Source organism: Micromonospora sp. U56 (assembly GCF_018070095.1).
GTDB lineage: Bacteria > Actinomycetota > Actinomycetes > Mycobacteriales > Micromonosporaceae > Micromonospora > Micromonospora purpureochromogenes.
Window position 1 is genome coordinate 1 of sequence record NZ_JAGPYL010000136.1, and the last position, 16704, is coordinate 16704.

Here is a 16704-nt window from a genome sequence, read left to right on the forward strand (position 1 = left end):
CCGACGGGCGGGTCGGTCGGCTCGACCGCGCGCAGCTCGGTGGCGAGGCGGACCCGCCCGTCGGCGTCGAGGCCGCGCAGCGCCGCGGAGACCGCCGCCTCCGCCTCGATCGCCGCGTCGACGGTGCGCCGGTCCAGCTCCCGGCCGGCGAGGCCGCCGAGCACCACGGTCAGGCCGGCGACGTCCAGGGTGGACGGCCAGGGGTGGGCGTACCCGCCGGTGAGCAGCGCGGCGGCGAACCGCCACAGGCTCCGGGCGAGCACCACGTCCACGTCCATCGGCGCGGCGGCCCGCCAACTCGGGTCCAGCACCGCGTGCTCGTCGCCGGCCACCACCACGTTGTCCGTGCCGGCGAGGGCCACCGCGCCGCCCAGCCGGCCGTCGGAGTCGGCGCCCGCGGCGAGCCAGGACGCGTACCCGCGCAGCAGCCGGCGCAGGGTGTCCAGGTCGCGACGCAGGCAGGCGTCGAGCAGCAGGGTGCGCAGCAGCCGCCCCTCGGGCACCGGCCCGTCCAGCGCGCCCGCGTCCCGGTAGGCCGCCTCGCGGGTGGCGAACGGGGCCGGCGCCGGCCGGCTGACCCGGCCGCCCACCCGCCACCGCCAGCCGTCCGGCCCGTCGACCACCTCGACCACGCCGATCCCCGGCGGCCCGGTCTGCACCAGCGCCACGGGCAGCGCGTCCGCTGATGGGTCGACCGGCCCGTTGTCCGGGTCGCCGGGGCGGCGGGCGAGCAGCAGCCAGCCCGGCGCCAGCGCCGAGCCGAGGCCCGCGTGCAGCGCGTCGACGGCCAGCCGGGCCGGGTCCTGGAGCACGGTGGCCGCGCCGCCCGCGCAGGCGCCGTGCAGCACCGCGTCGAACAGCCCCGACGTGGTCCGCCGGTCCAGCTCGTCGGCGGCCACCAGCGCCGTCGGCGTGCTCGGATCGGGGTACGCCGCGAAGCAGGCCGCCGGCCGCAGTCCCGCCCCGGTGAGCCGGTCGCGCAACTGCTCCGGGTTGGCCGGCCGGTCGGTGTCGAGCACCCCGCCGATCGTCCAGGCGGAGTCGGCGCGGTCGGCGTACCAGGGGGCGGTGGCGACCAGCCGGTGCACGCCGAGCGGGTTGTCCAGCCGCAGCAGCAGCGTCCCGCCCGGGCGCAGCGCCCGCGCCAGCCGGTCCAGCACGCCGTCCCAGCCCAGCCGGGGGCCCTCCACCGACTCCACGGCGTCCAGCCCGGCGGCGGCCACCACCACGTCGAAGGTCTCGCCGGCGGGCAGGCCGGACGGGCCGCCCACCACCACCCGGGCGCCCCGCTCGGCCAGCGCCACCCCGTCCGGGTGGCTGCGCAGCAGGCAGGTGACCTCCGCGTGCGCCAGCCGGGTCAGCAGCGCCGGGTCGTGCGGCCCGGCCAGCAGCACCCGCGCCCCCGCCGGTACGACCCGGGCGACCAGCGCGGCGACCGGCCCGCCGTCGGGCAGCCGCTCCTCCGGCAGGTCGGACCAGGCCAGCATCTCCCCGCCGGGCAGCGCGATCCGGGCCGCCGTCTCAGTGGTCAACTCTTCTCCTCCTGGAGGTTCGCCCACCCGAGCAGCTCGCGCAGCTCGGCGGGCGTACAGCGGTGGTCGGTGCCCAGCTCGACGCGGGCGATCTCGACGGCGGTCGGCAGGTCGACGGACTCGCCGTGCAGCTCCGGCCACTGCCGGCGGATCCGGGCGGTGCCGCCGAAGGTCGGGTCCTCGGCGGCGAGGATCATCGGGTCGCCGTAGACGGCGGGTTCGCAGCCGGCGGCGATGCCGTAGAAGATCGCGCTGGTCAGCCGGTTGGAGGCGACTCGCTTGTGCCGGCGCAGCTCGGTGAGCTGCTTGTCGAGGAAGAGCGGATCGGTGTCCTTCCACCAGTGGCCGCGGTAGCCGTGGCAGATGACCCGGAAGCCGGCGTTCTCGTAGAGCCGGCGCACCCGGCGCATGCCGTACTCGTGCCAGTAGAGGCAGACCGTGACCGGGCCGGGTTCGGTGGCCCGGATCCGGGCGATCAGCTCCTTGTGGTCGCCCTTGACGTGCTGGCCCTCCCAGCCGTGGAACGGGTACCAGATGGTGCCCGCCCGCTGCGCCTCCGGCGGGTCCTGCGGGCGCAGCGACAGCAGGTAGGTGAACGGCGCGCCGACGGTGACCACGTTGCGCCGCCCCACCGACCAGGCCCGCCGGCGGGTCTGCTCGGACCAGAGCAGACTGGGGGTGAACTCGGCGTACGGGTGGCCGGGAGCCAGCCCGTCGCCGATGTTCCAGCCGTGCTGGACGTACCCGTTGATCCGGGGCGGGTGCCCGTCGCCCAGCCCGCAGTAGCGGGCCAGCACGTGCGCGTGGCCGTAGAAGTGGTTCGCGTGGTGCATCGGTTCCCCCGTCAGGCGGCGGCGGGACGGGCCGTGCCGCCCCGCAGCGCCGCGCCCAGCGCGTCGACCACGCGATCCTGGTCGGCGTCGGTCAGGGTCGGGAAGAGCGGCAACGACAGCTGCTGCTCGTAGAACGACTCGGCCACCGGGCAGGATCCGCGCCGGTAACCGAGGTCGGCGAAGGCCGGGTGCCAGTGCGCGGGCAGGTAGTTGACCTGGACGCCGATGCCGGCGGACCGCATCCGGTCGTACACCTCACGGCGGCGGCCGTCGAGCACCCGGATCGGGTAGAGGTGCCAGGCCGGGGCGGCCCACGAGCGGCGGCCGGGGGGCAGCACGCCGTCCAGGTCGGCCAGCGCCTCGTCGTACCGGGCGACCAGCCGGTCCCGGGCGGCGAGGAAGTCGCCGAGCCGGCGCAACTGGCTGCGGCCCAGCGCGCAGAGCACGTCGGGCAGCCGGTAGTTCAGGCCGAACTCGTGCACCTCCTGGTGCCAGCCGCCCTCGTCCGGCCAGCGCAGCGCGTCCCGCTCGCGGACCAGCCCGATGTTGCGGAACCGGCGGGCCCGGGTCAGCAGCTCCGCGTCGAGCGCGGCGACTGCGCCGCCCTCGGCCGTGGTCAGGTTCTTGGTGGGGAAGAACGAGAAGGTGGTCAGGTCGGCCAGCGAGCCGACCGGCCGGCCCCGGTAGGTGGCGCCGATGGAGTGCGCCGCGTCGGCCAGCAGGAGCGCGTCGCTGCCGGCGAGGGCGCCGCGCAGGGCGTCGTAGTCGGCCGGGTGGCCGGCGTAGTCGACGGCGGAGACCACCCGGGTACGCGAGGTCGTCGCGGCGGCCGCCGCGGCCGGGTCGAGGGTGAAGGTCTCCTCCTCGACGTCGGCGAAGACCACCTTCGCGCCGAGCGCCACCGCGCTGCTGGCGGTGGCGACGAACGTCATCGGCGGCACCACCACCTCGTCGCCGGGGCCCACCCCGGCCGCCGCGTACCCGACGTGCAGCGCGGCGGTGCCGTTGGAGACCGCCGCGCAGCCGACCCCGCCGGTCCAGCTCGCCAGGTCGGTCTCGAAGGCGTCGACCTGCGGGCCGGTGGTGAGCCAGTCGCTGCGCAGCGCGGCCACCACGGCGGTGACGTCGTCGGCGGTGAGCGACTGCCGCCCGTACGGCAGCATCGCCGTCACGCGCCGAGGCCGAGCATGTCGCGCAGCTGCTCGACGCTCAGCCACTCGTCGTTGGTGTCCGACTGGTACGCGAACCCGTCCGGCACCGGCTCGCAACCGACCGGCGGCTGGTAGCCCCAGGTGGCGATGGTGGGCTGGACGATGAACCGGTCCTTGGCACGCAGCGTCCGCCGGCTGTCGTCCGGGGCGATCATCTCCTCGTGCAGCTTCTCGCCCGGCCGGATGCCGATCTCGTGGGTGGTGGCGTCCGGGGCCACCGCCTCGACCAGGTCGAGGATGCGCATGCTGGGGATGCGCGGCACGAACAGCTCGCCGCCCTGCATCTGGTCGAAGCTGTCCATGACGAACTGGACGGCCTGGTCGAGGGTGATCCAGAACCGGGTCATCCGCTTGTCGGTGATCGGCAGGCTCTTGCCCTCGGCGGCCAGCCGGCGGAACAGCGGCACCACCGACCCGCGGCTGCCCACCACGTTGCCGTAGCGGACCACCGCGAAGCGGGTGGGGTGCTGGGCGGCGTAGTGGTTGGCGGAGACGAAGAGCTTGTCGCCGACCAGCTTGGTGGCGCCGTACAGGTTGATCGGGCTGGACGCCTTGTCGGTGGAGAGGGCGATGACCTTCCTGACGCCGGCCTCGATCGCGGCGTCCACCACGTGCTGGGAGCCGGTGATGTTGGTGGCGATGAACTCCGACGGGTTGTACTCGGCGGTGTCCACCTGCTTCAGCGCCGCCGCGTGCACGACGTGGTCGACGCCGTGCATGGCCCGGGTGAGCCGGTGCCGGTCCCGGATGTCGCCGATGAACCAGCGCAGCCGCGGGTCGTCGCCGAGCTGCTGGCGCAGCTCGTACTGCTTCAGCTCGTCGCGAGAGAAGACCACCACTCGGGCCGGGTCGGCCTCGGCCAGGATGTGCCGGAGGAAGGTCCTACCGAAGGAACCGGTGCCGCCGGTGACCAGGATGGAGGATCCCGTCAGCTCGCTCAATGTGGTGCTCCCATGATCGCAGGTTGTGCGCCGGCGGCCGGGGGCCACGCGACCGGACGGACGGTAGCCACGGCGGGTTAACACCCCGACGCGCCCGGGTGAACCGACCGCGCTGGTCCCGTGAATGCCGGACACCCGGCAGGCGAACACTTGCGCCGACCGGCTCGCGCGGCTGACCTGCGGGATCGGTCGTGGCTACAGTGGCCGCGCGGCCCCCGGCGGCTCCCGACCGTCGGCCGCCCCTACCGTTCCGGCGCCTCGGATCGACGGCGCCCCGCCCGCCTTGCGGCCAGCGGGCTGGAGATCTTGGACCGTTTCCGTTCGAGCGGAACGGCAAGTGTCCAAGATCCGGCCAGTGGCGGGCGCGACACCAGACACCGACCCCTGCCGACCGACGGTCGCCGAGGGCCACCCAGCGAGCAGGAGGCGACGATGGCGTCCGGTACCGAGGTACGGGAACGGGCAACTGCCCCGGCCAAGGCGGCGGCGCCGGCCCGGCGGCGCTGGCTGGTGCCGGCGCTGCTGGTCCTGGGCTGGCTCGCCGGGGTGGCCTGGCGGATGTGGCTCGCCCGGCACGTCACCCTGCCGATCGCGCACACCGACGAGGACAGCTACCTCAACACCGCCCGGGCGCTGGCCGGCGGGCCGGGCGGCTTCAGCAGCGAGAACGGCCCGCTGCGTCGGGTCGGCTACCCGATGCTGATCTCCCCGGCGTTCCTCGGCGAGCGGGACTTCACCGACAGCTACCGCCTGGTGCAGCTGATCAACGCGGCGGTCAACGCCACCGTGCTGCCGCTGGCGTACCTGCTGGCCCGTCGGCTGCTCACGCTGCGCCGGTCGTACGCCCTGGTCGTCGCCGCGGTGGCCGCGACCCTGCCGGCCACCGCCTTCTACGCCGAGGTGGCGATGATCGACGCGGTGCTGGCGCCGCTGGTGCTGGCCTGGTTGCTGGCCGTGCACCGGTGGGTCGCCCGGCCGGGGGCGCTGGCCGCCGCGACGGTGGGCACGCTGGTCGGCGCGTTCCACCTGCTGCACTCCAGGGGCCTGGTGATCGTGGCGGTGCACGCCGGTCTGATCCTGCTGCTGCTGGTCCGCCGCCGGGCCACCCTCCGGCAGGCGCTGGCCGCGGTGCTGCCGGTGCTGGCCCTGGCCCTGGTGAACGCCGTCGGCATCCGGCTGCTCGGCGACCGGGTCTACCTGCTGGGCAACCCGCCCGGCGGCGGCACCGTCCGGGCCGTCGCCTCCGGCCAGGGGCTGCTGCGACTGGGGGCGGCCGTCGCCACGCAGCTCTGGTACCTGGTGGTGATCACCTTCGGGACGACCGGGATCGCCTGGGCCGCCGCGGTGCGCGAGCTGCGCCGGCGCGGCGGCGACCCGGCCGTCCGCTGGACGCTCGGCGTCGCCCTGGTGACCAGCGTCGGCGTGGCCGGCGGCGCGTCGGTGATCCTGGCCGGCATCACCACCAAGCCGCTGGACGCCATCTACGGCCGGTACGTGCAGATGCTGGCCCCGTTCTGGCTGCTGGTCGGGGTGGGGGTGCTGCTCACCGTGGCGTACCGGGTGCTGCTGGCCCGGGCGGCCGTCGCGGTCGCGCTGCTGGTGGGGGGCGCGGCGCTGATCGCCGCCCGGCTCGCCTACGTGGCGAGCCGGGGGCACGAGCTGCGCTACGGCGGCTTCGGCGCCCCCGACCTGATGGCGCTGACCGGCGGCTGGCGCGAGTTCCGCCCGTTCACCGGTGCGGCGGTGGGCGTGGTGGCCTGCCTGCTGCTGGTCGCCGCGGTCCGGGTGCCGAGGCTGCGGGTGCCGGTGCTCGCCGCGCTGGTCGTGGTGAACCTCGGCACCATGCAGGTGATCACCGACCGGCTGGTCCGGCCGATGGTGGCGGCGACCGCGCCGACCCCGCGCGTCGCCGACCTCGGGGTACGGCCCGGCGAGCGGGTCTACGCCTCCGTGGGCGTGCACTACATCCTGCGGTTCAACCTGAGTCACCAGGTGACCTGGAGCGACGTGCGGTGGTTCAGCGACCGGCCGCCGGCCGCCGCCGACGTGGTCTTCGCCCGCTGGGCGCCCGGCGCCCCGGATGACTGGGACGGCACCCGCTACGACTTCGTCCGCCTCGGCGGCAATCCGGGCCAGCACTGGGCGGCCTGGCGGCGCGGCTGACGATTCTTCCCCCACGTCGATGAACGGGGAATGGCCGGCCGGTTAATGCGCGACGGACAATTGTCGACATCAGCGCCGTCGACGATTCTCCCGATCCAGCGAAACGGGGACGACGGTGATTTCCCGGCCGTCGTGCACCTGCTTTTCGGGGATGCCCTCGACGAACCGGAAGCGGCGGTTCATCCGGCGGACCACCGTGTTGTCGGCGAGCACCTCGCCGTCGAGCCGGTCGAGCCGCAGCTCGTCGAAGGCGTGGTCCACCGCCGCCCGCATCACCTCCAGCCAGGCGGGCAGCGTCTCGCCCCGCTCCGCCAGCCCCTCGGCGTCCAGGTGGAAGCCCCAGGAACCGGTACGCGGACCGTCGAGGCGCAGGTCGAAGAAGGTCACCACGCCGCAGGGCCGGCCGTCGCGGAGGTACACCAGCACCCGGCGGGTGGGGTCGGTGCGCACCCGCGACCACCACGCGGCGTGCTCCTCGGCGGTGATCTCGTGACTGTTCTTGCTGACCTGCCGGTTGGTTTCCTGATTACGCCAGGACAACATCAGGTTAACGTCGTCCTCGGTCGCCTCACGCAGCACGCCGACCTCTTTCCGTTCGATTTTTGCGGGCCTCGGGAACCCTACCCGGGAAATGGTGAGGTCAATTCCCGGGCTGTACACTCCGCCGCATGAACGAATTGAGTCGCGCGCAGATCCGCGACCTCATGGCGCAGGTGCTCGCCAACCAGGGCAAGGTGCTCCCGGACGACGACGCCGCCGACCTGCGGGAGATCGGCTTCCGGTCGCTGGACTTCTCCGAGCTGGCCCTGCGGGTCGAGGACGAGACGGGGGAGGAGCTCAACTTCGACGCCCCCGGCCTGCGCCGGATCGCCACCGTCGGCGACGTCCTCGACTTCCTCGGCACGCTCCAGCGGCAGTGACCGTCCCGACCTCCACCCCGGCCGGCCTGGACAACCGGGTCGTCCTCGGGGGCACCGCGCGCACCTGGCGGGCGCTGCCCGCGCCGGTGCTGCCGTCGCCCGCCGCCGTCCTCGCCGCCGGCTCCGCCGACGCGCTGACCGCCGCCCGGCGGCACGCCGAGCACGGCACCGAGCTGCTGCTGAGCACCGCGCACCGGGTCGACCCGGCGATGCGGGACGAGCTGCGCGCGGCCGGCTTCGCGCTGACCACCCTGGACGCCGCCGGGCCGGTGACCGTACCGCCCACCCGGCCCCGCCCCGCCGAGCCCGGCCGGCTCTGGCTGCTCACCTCCGGCTCCACCGGGCGGCCCAAGCGGGTCGGGCACACCCTGGACTCGCTGACCACCGTCCGGGGCGCCCAGCCGGAGCGGACCTGGCTCTGCCCGTACGCCCCCGGCACGTACGCCTGGTGGCAGGTGGTGACGCTGTCGCTGACCCAGCCCGGGCAGCACCTCGTGGTGGTCGACCCGGACGAGCTGGACGAGTGGCCGGCCGTCGCCGCCGCGCACGGCGTGGACGCCGCCTCCGGCACCCCGACCTTCTGGCGGCGCACCCTGCACCGCGACGGCGCGGCGCTGGCCCGGGTGCCGCTGCGCCAGCTCACCCTCGGCGGGGAGCCGGTCGACCAGGCCGTCCTCGACCAGCTCCGCGCGGTCTTCCCGACCGCCCGGATCTCCTGGATCTACGCCTCCTCCGAGGTCGGCGCGTCCATCGTGGTGCACGACGGCCGCGCCGGGTTCCCGGTCGAGTGGCTGGACCGGGAGGTGCCCGGCCGGCCCCGGCTCTCGGTCGACGGCGAGGAGTTGGTGGTCAGCTCGCCGTACCACGGGGTCGGGCTCGACGGGCCGGTGCGCACCGGCGACCGGGTGCAGGTGGTTGTCGACCGGGTGCTGATCACCGGCCGGCTCGACTCCGACGAGATCAACGTCGGCGGCAGCAAGGTCTCCGCCGGGCTGGTCCGCGGCGTGCTCACCGCCCACCCCCGGGTGGCCTGGGCGCGGGTCACCGGCCGGCGCGCCCCGGTGCTCGGCCGGATGGTCGTCGCCGAGGTGGTGCCGACACCGTCCGGCGACCCGCTGGACGAGGCCACGCTGGTGCGCTGGTGCGCCGACCGGCTCCCCGACTACGCGGTGCCGCGCCGCATCCGGATGTTCACCGAGATCCCCGTCAAGGAGACGTTGAAGAGCGATGTCTGACTCCCCGCTCGTCCCGCCCAGCACCGTGGTCCTCGTCTCCGGCGGTTCCCGGGGGCTGGGCCTGGCCATCGTCACCGACCTGCTCGACGCCGGCGTACGGGTGGCGGCCTTCGCCCGTACCGTCACGCCGGAGCTGGAGAAGCTGGCCGCCGAGCATCCCGACCGAATGCACGTCGGCGCGGTCGACGTCACCGACCCGGCCGCGACCCAGGCCTTCGTGCGGGAGGTGGAGGAGCGGCTCGGCCCGATCGACGGCGTCGTCAACAACGCCGCCGTCGGGCAGGACTCGCTGCACGTGCACACCTCCACCGGCGACATCGCCCGGATCATCGAGACCAACCTGACCGCGCCGTTGCAGCTCACCCGCCTGGTGATCCGGCGAATGCTGGGCAAGGGGCTGCGCGGGCGGATCGTCAACATCACCTCGATCTGCGCGCAGCGCGGCTTCCCGGGGCTGGTGGCGTACTCGGCCACCAAGGGCGGCATGGACGCCGCCACCCGCTCGCTGGCCCGGGAGCTGGGCGGCCGGATGCTGGTCAACTCGGTGGCGCCCGGCTTCTTCGCCTCGGAGATGTCCGCCGTGCTGGGCAGCACCCAGCTCGACCAGATCGTCCGGCGCACCCCCACCGGCCACCTCACCGAGCCGGAGGAGGTCGTGCCGGTGGTGCGGATGCTGCTGCGCGAGCAGACCAACATCAACGGCCAGGTGATCGTGGTGGACGGTGCGGCCTCCGTCTGACGCCGCCCTGTCCCGGCCGGGGCCCGCCGCCCGCGCGCCCCGGCCGGTGCCGGCCCTGCTCGGCGCCGCCGAACGGCACCTGCGGGTGGGCCCGCCGGCCGACCTGGGGTACGCCGTCACCCGCAGCCACCTGGACGACGGGCGCTGCGTGGGCTGGTACGGCCCGGCGACCCCGGGCTGGCGGGTCGCGGTGGACGCCGAACGGGCCGACGCGGACGTCCCGCCCGCCCTGGCGCACCGGTTCGGGCGGGCGGACTTCTGGGCCCGCTGGACCCGGGCGGAGAGCCTCTGCAAGCTGGCCGACGTGCCGGTGGCCGCCTGGTGGCGGCGGCACGGGCTGGCCGTACCCCCGGAGAGCCGGGCGGTGTGGCGGACCCTGCGCCTGGGCGACGTGGTGGTGACGGTCGCCTTCGCGCCCTGACCAGCCGCCCCGCGCCGCACTGGGTCGCCTCGCGCCTGCCGCCGCCTGCGCCTCGCGCCGCGCTGCGGTGCCTTGCGCGCGGCTGTGGCTGCGGCTGCGGCTGGCGCGGCCGTGCCTTTCGCGCCGCGCCGCACGGCCGTGCCTCTGGCCGCACGGCCGTGCCTCTGGCCGCACGGCCGTGCCTCTGGCCGCACGGCCGTGCCTCTGGCCGCACGGCCGTGCCTCTGGCCGCACGGCGGTGCCTCGGGCCGCGCGGCCATGCCAGGGGCCGCGCGACGCCGCCTGTGCCGTGGCCGCGGCCCGGGTGGCTGAGTCGTTTGCGACATCACCTCGAAAGGGAGCCAGGACACCCCTGCCGGCCGGCGGACGGCGACACCGGCCCCGGAAGCCGGGAGCCGGTGTCGGTCAGCGACGGCTCAAACGAGGTCCCAGCTCAGCGGGGTGCCGCGCGGGACGTCGACGGCGAAGGCGCGGCCCAGCACCTTCTCGATCTCCACCGGCGGCAGCCCGCCCGCGGGCCGGATCGACCGCACGTTGTCGGCGGTCACCGGGTCGCCGGCGCGCACGTCCGTCACCACGTAGAGCGAACGGCGGAACCGCAGCCCCTCCCGCTCGGCGGGGGTGGGGCCGATCGCGGTGCCGCCGAGCGCCGCGTACGCCCGCCCCGACTCGACCACCAGCGCGGCCAGCTCGGCCGGGTTGAGGGAGAAGTCGGAGTCCACCCCGCCGTCGGCGCGGTCCAGCGTCACGTGCTTCTCGATGAAGCAGGCGCCCAGCGCCACCGAGGCGACCGGCACGCCGATGCCGGGGGTGTGGTCGGAGAGCCCCACCGGCACGCCGAACGCGTCGGCGAGCACCGGGATGCGGCGCAGGTTGCTGTCCTCCGGCGGGGCCGGGTAGGAGGCGGTGCAGGCCAGCAGCACGATGCCGCCGGCCCCGCCGTCCCGGGCGGTCCGCACCGCGGCGTCGATCTCGGCCACCGTCGCCATCCCGGTCGAGATCACCAGCGGCTTGCCGGTGCCGGCGACCAGCCGGATCAGTGGCAGGTCGACCAGCTCCGACGAGGCGATCTTGTACGCCGGTGCGTCCAGCTCCTCCAGCAGCTCGACGGCGGTCGCGTCGAACGGCGAGGAGAAGACGGTCAGCCCCCGCTCGCGGGCCCGGGCGAAGATCGGCGCGTGCCACTCGTACGGCGTGTGCGCCCGCTCGTAGAGCCGGTACAGGTTCTGCCCGCCCCACAGCTCGTGCCCGCCGGAGATCCGGAAGGCCGGGGTGTCGACGTCGATGGTGATCGTGTCCGGCCGGTACGTCTGGAGCTTCAGCGCGTGCGCCCCGCTGGCCGCGACCGCGTCCACGATGGCCAGCGCCCGGCCCAGGTCACCGTTGTGGTTGCCGGACATCTCGGCGACCACGAAGGGCCGCTCCCCGGCGCCGACCACGTGCGGCCCGATCTTCACTGTCGTCATGCCCGACCTCTGTCCGCTGTGCGTCCGCGCAGGCGCGCGGTCCCTGTCTCGTCGTCCGGGGACGACCTGGAAAACTTCGCCGCCGGGTGCCGCCCCAACTGGGTCCGGACGCGTCGGTGGCGCGAGTGTCGGCCCTCGCCGTCACGGCGTGCCGTGACGGGCCAGCGCGTCGGTCGCCTCGGCCCGCTCCGCCGGGTCGGCGGCGACCCGGTCCGCACCCGTCGACGCGACGGCGGCGCCGGCCGGGGGCGTGGCGGGCCGGCGCAGCCGACCGGCCAGCCGGTGGGCCTGGCGCAGCGCCGCGTACGCGCGGTAGTTGTCCCGGCCCACCAGCCGGTGCTTGAGCCCGGCCACCCCGCCGGGGCGGGGGTAGCCGCCCGCCGGCAGGTGGCGACGGTACTGGGCGGCCACCCGGCGGAAGAACTCCCGGCGCAGGTGCGGGTGCAGCCGGTCGTCGTTGCCGACCACCACCAGCATGTGGTTGACCATCAGCCCGAACAGCTCGGCCCGTAGCCGCTCGTCCGGGTACCGCCGCCCGACCCAGTCCAGCAGCCGGTCGTACTGGTCGAAGGCGTCGAAGTGCCGGCCGCTGCGGGTGGAGGTGATCGCGCCCTGCCGGCCCTGCCGGTAGAGGTAGCAGACCCGGTCCAGCACCGAGATCTTCTCCGCGCCGATCAGCAGCGGGTGGCTGAACGGGATGTCCTCGTACCAGCCGGGGTGGAAGCGCAGCTCCAGCTCGTCCATGAAGGCGCGGCGGACCACCTTGTTCCAGGCGGTGTGCTGCACCCGCAGCAGCTGCGGCCGGTCGGCCAGCCGGACCACGTCGGGCACCCCACGCAGCAGGGGACTGCTGGCGTCCAGTTCCCGCCGCCCGCCCTCGTGCACCCGCACGTGGTCCAGGAGCAGCACGTCGGGGCGGTGCGCGCGCAGCCGGTCCAGCACCGCGGGGATGGTGCCCGGCGGCAGCCAGTCGTCGCTGTCGACGAACCAGACGTAGTCGCCGGTCGCCACCGCCAGGCCGGCGTTGCGGGCCGGGCCCAGCCCGACGTTGCTGCTCAGGTGCACGGTGCGGACCCCGGACCGGCCGGCGGCGTACGAGCGCAGCATGTCGCCGCACCGGTCCGGGGAGGCGTCGTCGACGGCGACCAGCTCGACCGTGCCCCGCTCGCCGGCCGGGACGTCCGCCCGGATCGACTCGAGGCACTGGTACAGGTACGCCTCCACCCCGTGGACCGGCACGACGATGCTCAGCAGAGGGGTGGCGCGCGTCGGCTCGTTGACCACGCCGCCACCCTGGTGCACCCGGGTGGACGGCCCCGGAACCTGACGTATCCGGTGGAGATGGAGTTACTGAACAGCCGCCGAGCGACGGGTTAACGACTCAGGATGCGCCGTACCGGCGCGCCGACCGCCCGCCTGACCCGGGCCCGCAGCCGCTGCTCCTCCAGCGTCCGCACCTGGCCGTCCAGCGCGGTGTTGCGGTCCCGCAGCCACTGGATCCGCTCCAGCAGGGCCTCCGGGGAGGTCGCGGTGGCCGGCCGGACGGCCGGCGGGAAGCTGGTGGCGCGGACCCGCTCGTCGAAGCGGGCGGTGGCGTCCCCGTCGTCGAACGCGTTGCCGAGCCGGTGCGCGGCCAGGAACGCCGCCATCCGCTCGTAGCGGTCCCGGTGGCCGGCGTGCAGGGCGGTGTAGTCCGCCTCGGCGTAGAGCTGCGCGGCGTCGACGTCGGCCGGCACCTCCTTCATCGTCCGGTGCGGGATGTCGAAGTACCGGGCCAGCTCCAGCGTGCGCGAGTCGTGCGCGAAGAGGTAGGCGGGGGTCCCGGCGACCAGCGCGGTGATGGTGCCGTGGATGCGGGTGCCGAAGGCGAAGTCGAACCCGGAGAGGTAGTCCATCCAGGTCCACGGGTCCACGAACATCCGCACCTTGTCCTCGACGAACAGCGGGTGGGAGGTGTGCACCGGGATCGGGCTGGTCTTGCCCCGGTCCTCCGGTGCGTCGCCGTAGAGCAGGGTGCCGAGGGTGGTGAGGTCCTGCGGCAGGTAACGCAGGTTCGGGTAGCGCCGGTGGTGCGCGGCGATGATCTTCGCCATCGACTTGACGTACGGGGAGACGGTCAGCGCCACCCGGGCGTCCCGCTCCAGCGTCGGCGTGGTCTTCTCCACCGTCAGCCGGTCGCCGTGCAGGAACATCGACGGGCAGCCGATCACGTCGACCGCCGAGAAGCCCAGGGTGCGCAGGTAGCTCTCGGTGATCTCGCCGCGTACGCCGATGTTGGGCGAGCGGTCGAGCACGGCCCGGACGAACCGGCTGACCACGGCGTCGATCGGGCGCAGGTACTCCCGGTCGCCGGTGACGTCGGTCTGCACGCCGACGCCGAGCACGACCACCGGGATCTTCAGTCGCTCGACCAGCCGGGCCATCAGCTCGATGCGGTGCGCGTAGCTGCGCCGGAAGGCGTTGGCCAGCGGCATGACGTAGACGTCGTACCGCTCGTTGATCTCGTCGGCGTCGCGCGGGTTGACCTTGAACTCGGTCGGCGTGATCTCGGCGGTCGTCGTGCTGAGCAGCTTGTGGGCGGCGTGGCTGAAGACGAGGTTGCCGTTGTTGGCCCCGATCCAGTCGCCCTCGAAGGCCTCCTCGGCGGAGCGGACGTCGAACGGGCCCTTCTTCGCCCGCATCAGGATCCGCTGGTGCATCGCCGCTCCATCTCGTGGTCCACGCGTGCCGGGGCGGCCCGGAGGGAGGACGCCGGCCGGCCCGCCGCCGGGCACGACGTCGGCGGGGGTCCGGGGAATATTAGGGCAATCTGCAGCCCGCGTACATCTCCCGGTGGGTCCGCGTCCCCCGGCCCGGTCGTGGCGGCCCCACCAGCCGGTAGGGTGCCCGGACGGTGGCACGACCGGTGCCGCCGTCCGGCGCCGGGCCGCGGTCGCGGCGGCGAGCGGCCGGGGGAGGAGAGGTACGTGCGGGTGAGCGTGGCGACGGCGGGGTGCCCGGCATGACGAGCGCGGTGGGCGCACCGACGGCCACGGCGAGCCGGCTGCCCTCGCTCACCGGGCTGCGCTGGGTGGCCGCGATGCTGGTCTTCGGCTACCACGCGGGCACCATGCGGATCGTCGGTGAACCGGACTACCAGGCGGTCGTCGGCGGGGTGTTCACCCTGGGCCTGTCCGGGGTGCAGTTCTTCTTCATCCTCAGCGGGTTCGTGCTGGTCTGGTCGGCCCGCGACGGGGACAGGCGGCGCGACTTCTGGCGGCGCCGGCTCGCCAAGATCTACCCGAACCACCTGCTGACCTGGGTGGCGGCCCTGTTGGTGATGTGGTGGTTCGCGGACACCATCGTGCCCCGCGCCGCGTTGGAGAGCCTCCTGCTCGTGCAGGCCTGGGACCCGACGCCCGGTTACTTCTACAGCATCAACACGGTGAGCTGGTCGCTCTCCTGCGAGCTGTTCTTCTATCTCTGCCTGCCGCTGGTGCTGCCGGCGCTGCGCCGGGCCCGCGCCGGCCTGCTCTGGGCGGTGGTGGCGGCGGTGCCGCTGCTGATCGTGGCCCTCTGGCCCGGGCAGGCGCTGGTGCCGGAGGAGAGCACCTGGTGGTTCACCCAGATCTTCCCGGTGGTCCGCTCGCTGGAGTTCTGGCTGGGCGTGGCGGCCGCCGAGCTGATGCGGCGGGGCCGCTGGCGGGGGCCCGGCCTGCCGCTGGCCAGCCTCGTCTTCGTGGTCACCTGGGCGGTGGCGGGGCAGTGGATCCCGGCGGAACTCTGGGCGGCGATCCTGTCCGTGGCGTACATCCTGGTCATCACCGCCGCGGCGGATGCCGACGTGCGCGGTCTGCCCTCGCCCTGGCGGCACCGCCGGATGGTCTGGCTCGGTGAGGTTTCCTTCGCCTTCTACCTGGTGCACGTGCTGGTGATGGTCACCGTGCTGCGGGCCACCGGCCACCTCGGCGTCGGGCTGCCCGGCTGGTGGGGACCGCTGGCGGTGCTCGGCTTCCTGGCCGTGAACCTGGTGCTGGCCGCCCTGCTGCACCGCTGGGTCGAGACGCCGATGATGCGCCGCCTGGCGCCTCGTCGCCGGCCCCGCCCCGCCCCGTCCGCCCTGGACGCGGAGGCGGCGCCGACGCCGCGCCCCACGCCGGCCGGCCGACCCATCGAGTACGCGGGCCCGCGCGACCCCCACTGACCCCACGTCCACCCTGGCCGGCGCCCGGTCCGCCGCGCCGACACGCCCGGCGACGGTGCGATCACCCGGCATCGGCGGTAGCGTGGTGCCGTGCTCCCGGTCGCGCTCACCAGTCCTCTGTGGTGGGTGGCGCGCTGGAGTTCCCGGCTGCTGACCGGCCTCGCCCTGGCGGTCGCGCTCTCCCTCGGCGGTCCGGCCGTGCCGGATGCCGGCGCGCTCTCCGTTGCCCCCAGCCCGGCCGGCGCCCCGGTCCTCGCCGACCTGGCGGTACCCGACGGGTCCGCCGCCCGTGCGGCCGCCGTCTCCGCCGTGACGCTCGCCGTCGGGGACGTCCAGAGCGCGGGCCGCGCATTCGTCGCCCCGCCCGCCGCGCCGCTCGATCCGGTCGCCTCGATCGACCGCGTCGGCCGGCCGGCCCAACCGGTCACCGCGCCGCCGCTGCCCCTGACCGGGCAGGCCGCCGGCGCGACCGGTCCCCGCGCCCCGCCGGTCGGCTGACCGCCACGCGGGGCCACCCGCGACCGCGCCTCCGAGAACCTCACCACCGCACCCGCCCCCGGCACGCGGCGCCGCCCCGGCCTCGCCCCGTCGCTCCCCGGGCCGGTGTGGGACTCCTCTTTCCGCATCCCGCTTCCGGGAGGTGCCCACCGTGAACACCGTCCTCTACCAGTTCCTCGTCGAGGTCCCGACCGCCGCCGCCATCTGGTCGGCCCTGCTCGTGCTCGCCCTGACCGTGCTCACCGTGCTGGTCGCCCGCCCCGAGCGGGACCCGGCCCCCGACGAGCCGGTCGTCGACCCGGCCGCCGACCCCGCGACCGAGCTGGCGGACCTGCGCCGGTACGCCGAGGAGGTCGCCGTCGCGGCGGCCGGCGCCGCCCAGACCGCGCGCCGGCGGCGGGATGCCTGGCTGGCCGCCCAGGAGGAGGTGGACCGGGCCTGGACGGCGTACGACGAGGCGGAGACCGCCGCCCGCCGGTTCACCGGCGCCGCCGCGCTGCCCGCCCCGCGTACCCCGCGTACGCCGGCCGAGTACGCGCGCCGGGAGCGCTGGCTGCACCAG

Annotated in this window: 15 protein-coding genes and 1 pseudogene; 8 read left to right on the plus strand and 8 right to left on the minus strand. The window is 74.9% G+C overall.

The annotated features are described in order from the left end of the window. From KBX37_RS29425 to pseB, 4 genes are all read right to left on the minus strand, one after another. A partial coding sequence (locus KBX37_RS29425; protein WP_210779143.1) for a class I SAM-dependent methyltransferase occupies positions 1 to 1532 on the minus strand: 1532 nt, incomplete at its 3' end. Next, complete coding sequence (locus KBX37_RS29430; protein ID WP_210779144.1) at positions 1529 to 2365, minus strand: hypothetical protein; 837 nt, start codon at positions 2363 to 2365, stop codon at positions 1529 to 1531. The genes KBX37_RS29425 and KBX37_RS29430, both read right to left, overlap by 4 nt. Before the next feature lie 11 nt (positions 2366 to 2376). Beyond that, positions 2377 to 3528: a DegT/DnrJ/EryC1/StrS aminotransferase family protein gene (locus KBX37_RS29435; protein WP_210779155.1), complete on the minus strand. Its 1152-nt coding sequence runs from the start codon at positions 3526 to 3528 to the stop codon at positions 2377 to 2379. 5 nt (positions 3529 to 3533) lie between these two features. After that, the gene (gene pseB / locus KBX37_RS29440) at positions 3534 to 4517 is read right to left on the minus strand and encodes a UDP-N-acetylglucosamine 4,6-dehydratase (inverting) (protein ID WP_210779145.1); all 984 of its coding nucleotides are present in this window, start codon (positions 4515 to 4517) and stop codon (positions 3534 to 3536) included. Positions 4518 to 4949: 432 nt separating this feature from the next. Between pseB and KBX37_RS29445 the strand changes: the two genes are divergently transcribed. Next, on the plus strand, positions 4950 to 6680 hold the full coding sequence (locus KBX37_RS29445) for a hypothetical protein (protein ID WP_210779146.1): 1731 nt from the start codon (positions 4950 to 4952) through the stop codon (positions 6678 to 6680). 69 nt (positions 6681 to 6749) lie between these two features. Here the strand turns inward: KBX37_RS29445 and KBX37_RS29450 are convergent, their stop codons facing one another. Then, the gene (locus KBX37_RS29450; protein WP_210779147.1) at positions 6750 to 7259 is read right to left on the minus strand and encodes a GNAT family N-acetyltransferase; all 510 of its coding nucleotides are present in this window, start codon (positions 7257 to 7259) and stop codon (positions 6750 to 6752) included. A gap of 89 nt (positions 7260 to 7348) precedes the next feature. Between KBX37_RS29450 and KBX37_RS29455 the strand changes: the two genes are divergently transcribed. The 4 genes from KBX37_RS29455 to KBX37_RS29470 are packed head-to-tail and all read left to right on the plus strand — an operon-like array spanning position 7349 to position 9995. Beyond that, complete coding sequence (locus tag KBX37_RS29455; RefSeq protein WP_170285331.1) at positions 7349 to 7600, plus strand: acyl carrier protein; 252 nt, start codon at positions 7349 to 7351, stop codon at positions 7598 to 7600. Then, a complete protein-coding gene (locus tag KBX37_RS29460) occupies positions 7597 to 8835 on the plus strand; it encodes a class I adenylate-forming enzyme family protein (RefSeq protein WP_210779148.1) in 1239 nt (412 codons plus the stop codon). Before KBX37_RS29455 ends, KBX37_RS29460 begins: the two co-directional genes overlap by 4 nt. Further along, the gene (locus KBX37_RS29465; RefSeq protein WP_210779149.1) at positions 8828 to 9574 is read left to right on the plus strand and encodes an SDR family NAD(P)-dependent oxidoreductase; all 747 of its coding nucleotides are present in this window, start codon (positions 8828 to 8830) and stop codon (positions 9572 to 9574) included. The genes KBX37_RS29460 and KBX37_RS29465 overlap by 8 nt, the downstream gene beginning before the upstream one ends. Further along, the gene (locus tag KBX37_RS29470; RefSeq protein WP_307849260.1) at positions 9558 to 9995 is read left to right on the plus strand and encodes a hypothetical protein; all 438 of its coding nucleotides are present in this window, start codon (positions 9558 to 9560) and stop codon (positions 9993 to 9995) included. The genes KBX37_RS29465 and KBX37_RS29470 overlap by 17 nt, the downstream gene beginning before the upstream one ends. A gap of 416 nt (positions 9996 to 10411) precedes the next feature. Here the strand turns inward: KBX37_RS29470 and pseI are convergent, their stop codons facing one another. From pseI to KBX37_RS29485, 3 genes are all read right to left on the minus strand, one after another. Beyond that, the gene (pseI, locus tag KBX37_RS29475) at positions 10412 to 11461 is read right to left on the minus strand and encodes a pseudaminic acid synthase (protein WP_210779150.1); all 1050 of its coding nucleotides are present in this window, start codon (positions 11459 to 11461) and stop codon (positions 10412 to 10414) included. A 141-nt stretch (positions 11462 to 11602) separates the two neighbouring features. Continuing rightward, a complete protein-coding gene (locus tag KBX37_RS29480; protein WP_210779151.1) occupies positions 11603 to 12745 on the minus strand; it encodes a glycosyltransferase in 1143 nt (380 codons plus the stop codon). 89 nt (positions 12746 to 12834) lie between these two features. Beyond that, on the minus strand, positions 12835 to 14160 hold the full coding sequence (locus tag KBX37_RS29485; RefSeq protein ID WP_210779152.1) for a polysaccharide pyruvyl transferase family protein: 1326 nt from the start codon (positions 14158 to 14160) through the stop codon (positions 12835 to 12837). Between the two features lie 302 nt (positions 14161 to 14462). Between KBX37_RS29485 and KBX37_RS29490 the strand changes: the two genes are divergently transcribed. From KBX37_RS29490 to KBX37_RS29500, 3 genes and pseudogenes are all read left to right on the plus strand, one after another. Beyond that, positions 14463 to 15644, plus strand: a complete 1182-nt coding sequence (locus KBX37_RS29490) for an acyltransferase (RefSeq protein ID WP_210779153.1) — start codon at positions 14463 to 14465, stop codon at positions 15642 to 15644. Positions 15645 to 15734: 90 nt separating this feature from the next. Then, positions 15735 to 16142, plus strand: coding sequence for a hypothetical protein (locus tag KBX37_RS29495; RefSeq protein WP_210779154.1), 408 nt, complete (start codon positions 15735 to 15737; stop codon positions 16140 to 16142). Between the two features lie 151 nt (positions 16143 to 16293). Continuing rightward, positions 16294 to 16704: pseudogene (locus KBX37_RS29500) on the plus strand (hypothetical protein); the annotation flags it as partial.

Bases quoted from the DNA above. Each gene is read 5' to 3' on its own strand.
- KBX37_RS29435 (WP_210779155.1), bottom strand. From the start codon at position 3,528: ATGCTGCCGTACGGGCGGCAGTCGCTCACCGCCGACGACGTCACCGCC.
- KBX37_RS29430 (WP_210779144.1), bottom strand. From the start codon at position 2,365: ATGCACCACGCGAACCACTTCTACGGCCACGCGCACGTGCTGGCCCGC.
- KBX37_RS29465 (WP_210779149.1), top strand. From the start codon at position 8,828: ATGTCTGACTCCCCGCTCGTCCCGCCCAGCACCGTGGTCCTCGTCTCC.
- KBX37_RS29455 (WP_170285331.1), top strand. From the start codon at position 7,349: ATGAACGAATTGAGTCGCGCGCAGATCCGCGACCTCATGGCGCAGGTG.
- KBX37_RS29485 (WP_210779152.1), bottom strand. From the start codon at position 14,160: ATGCACCAGCGGATCCTGATGCGGGCGAAGAAGGGCCCGTTCGACGTC.
- KBX37_RS29490 (WP_210779153.1), top strand. From the start codon at position 14,463: ATGACGAGCGCGGTGGGCGCACCGACGGCCACGGCGAGCCGGCTGCCC.
- KBX37_RS29445 (WP_210779146.1), top strand. From the start codon at position 4,950: ATGGCGTCCGGTACCGAGGTACGGGAACGGGCAACTGCCCCGGCCAAG.
- pseI (WP_210779150.1), bottom strand. From the start codon at position 11,461: ATGACGACAGTGAAGATCGGGCCGCACGTGGTCGGCGCCGGGGAGCGG.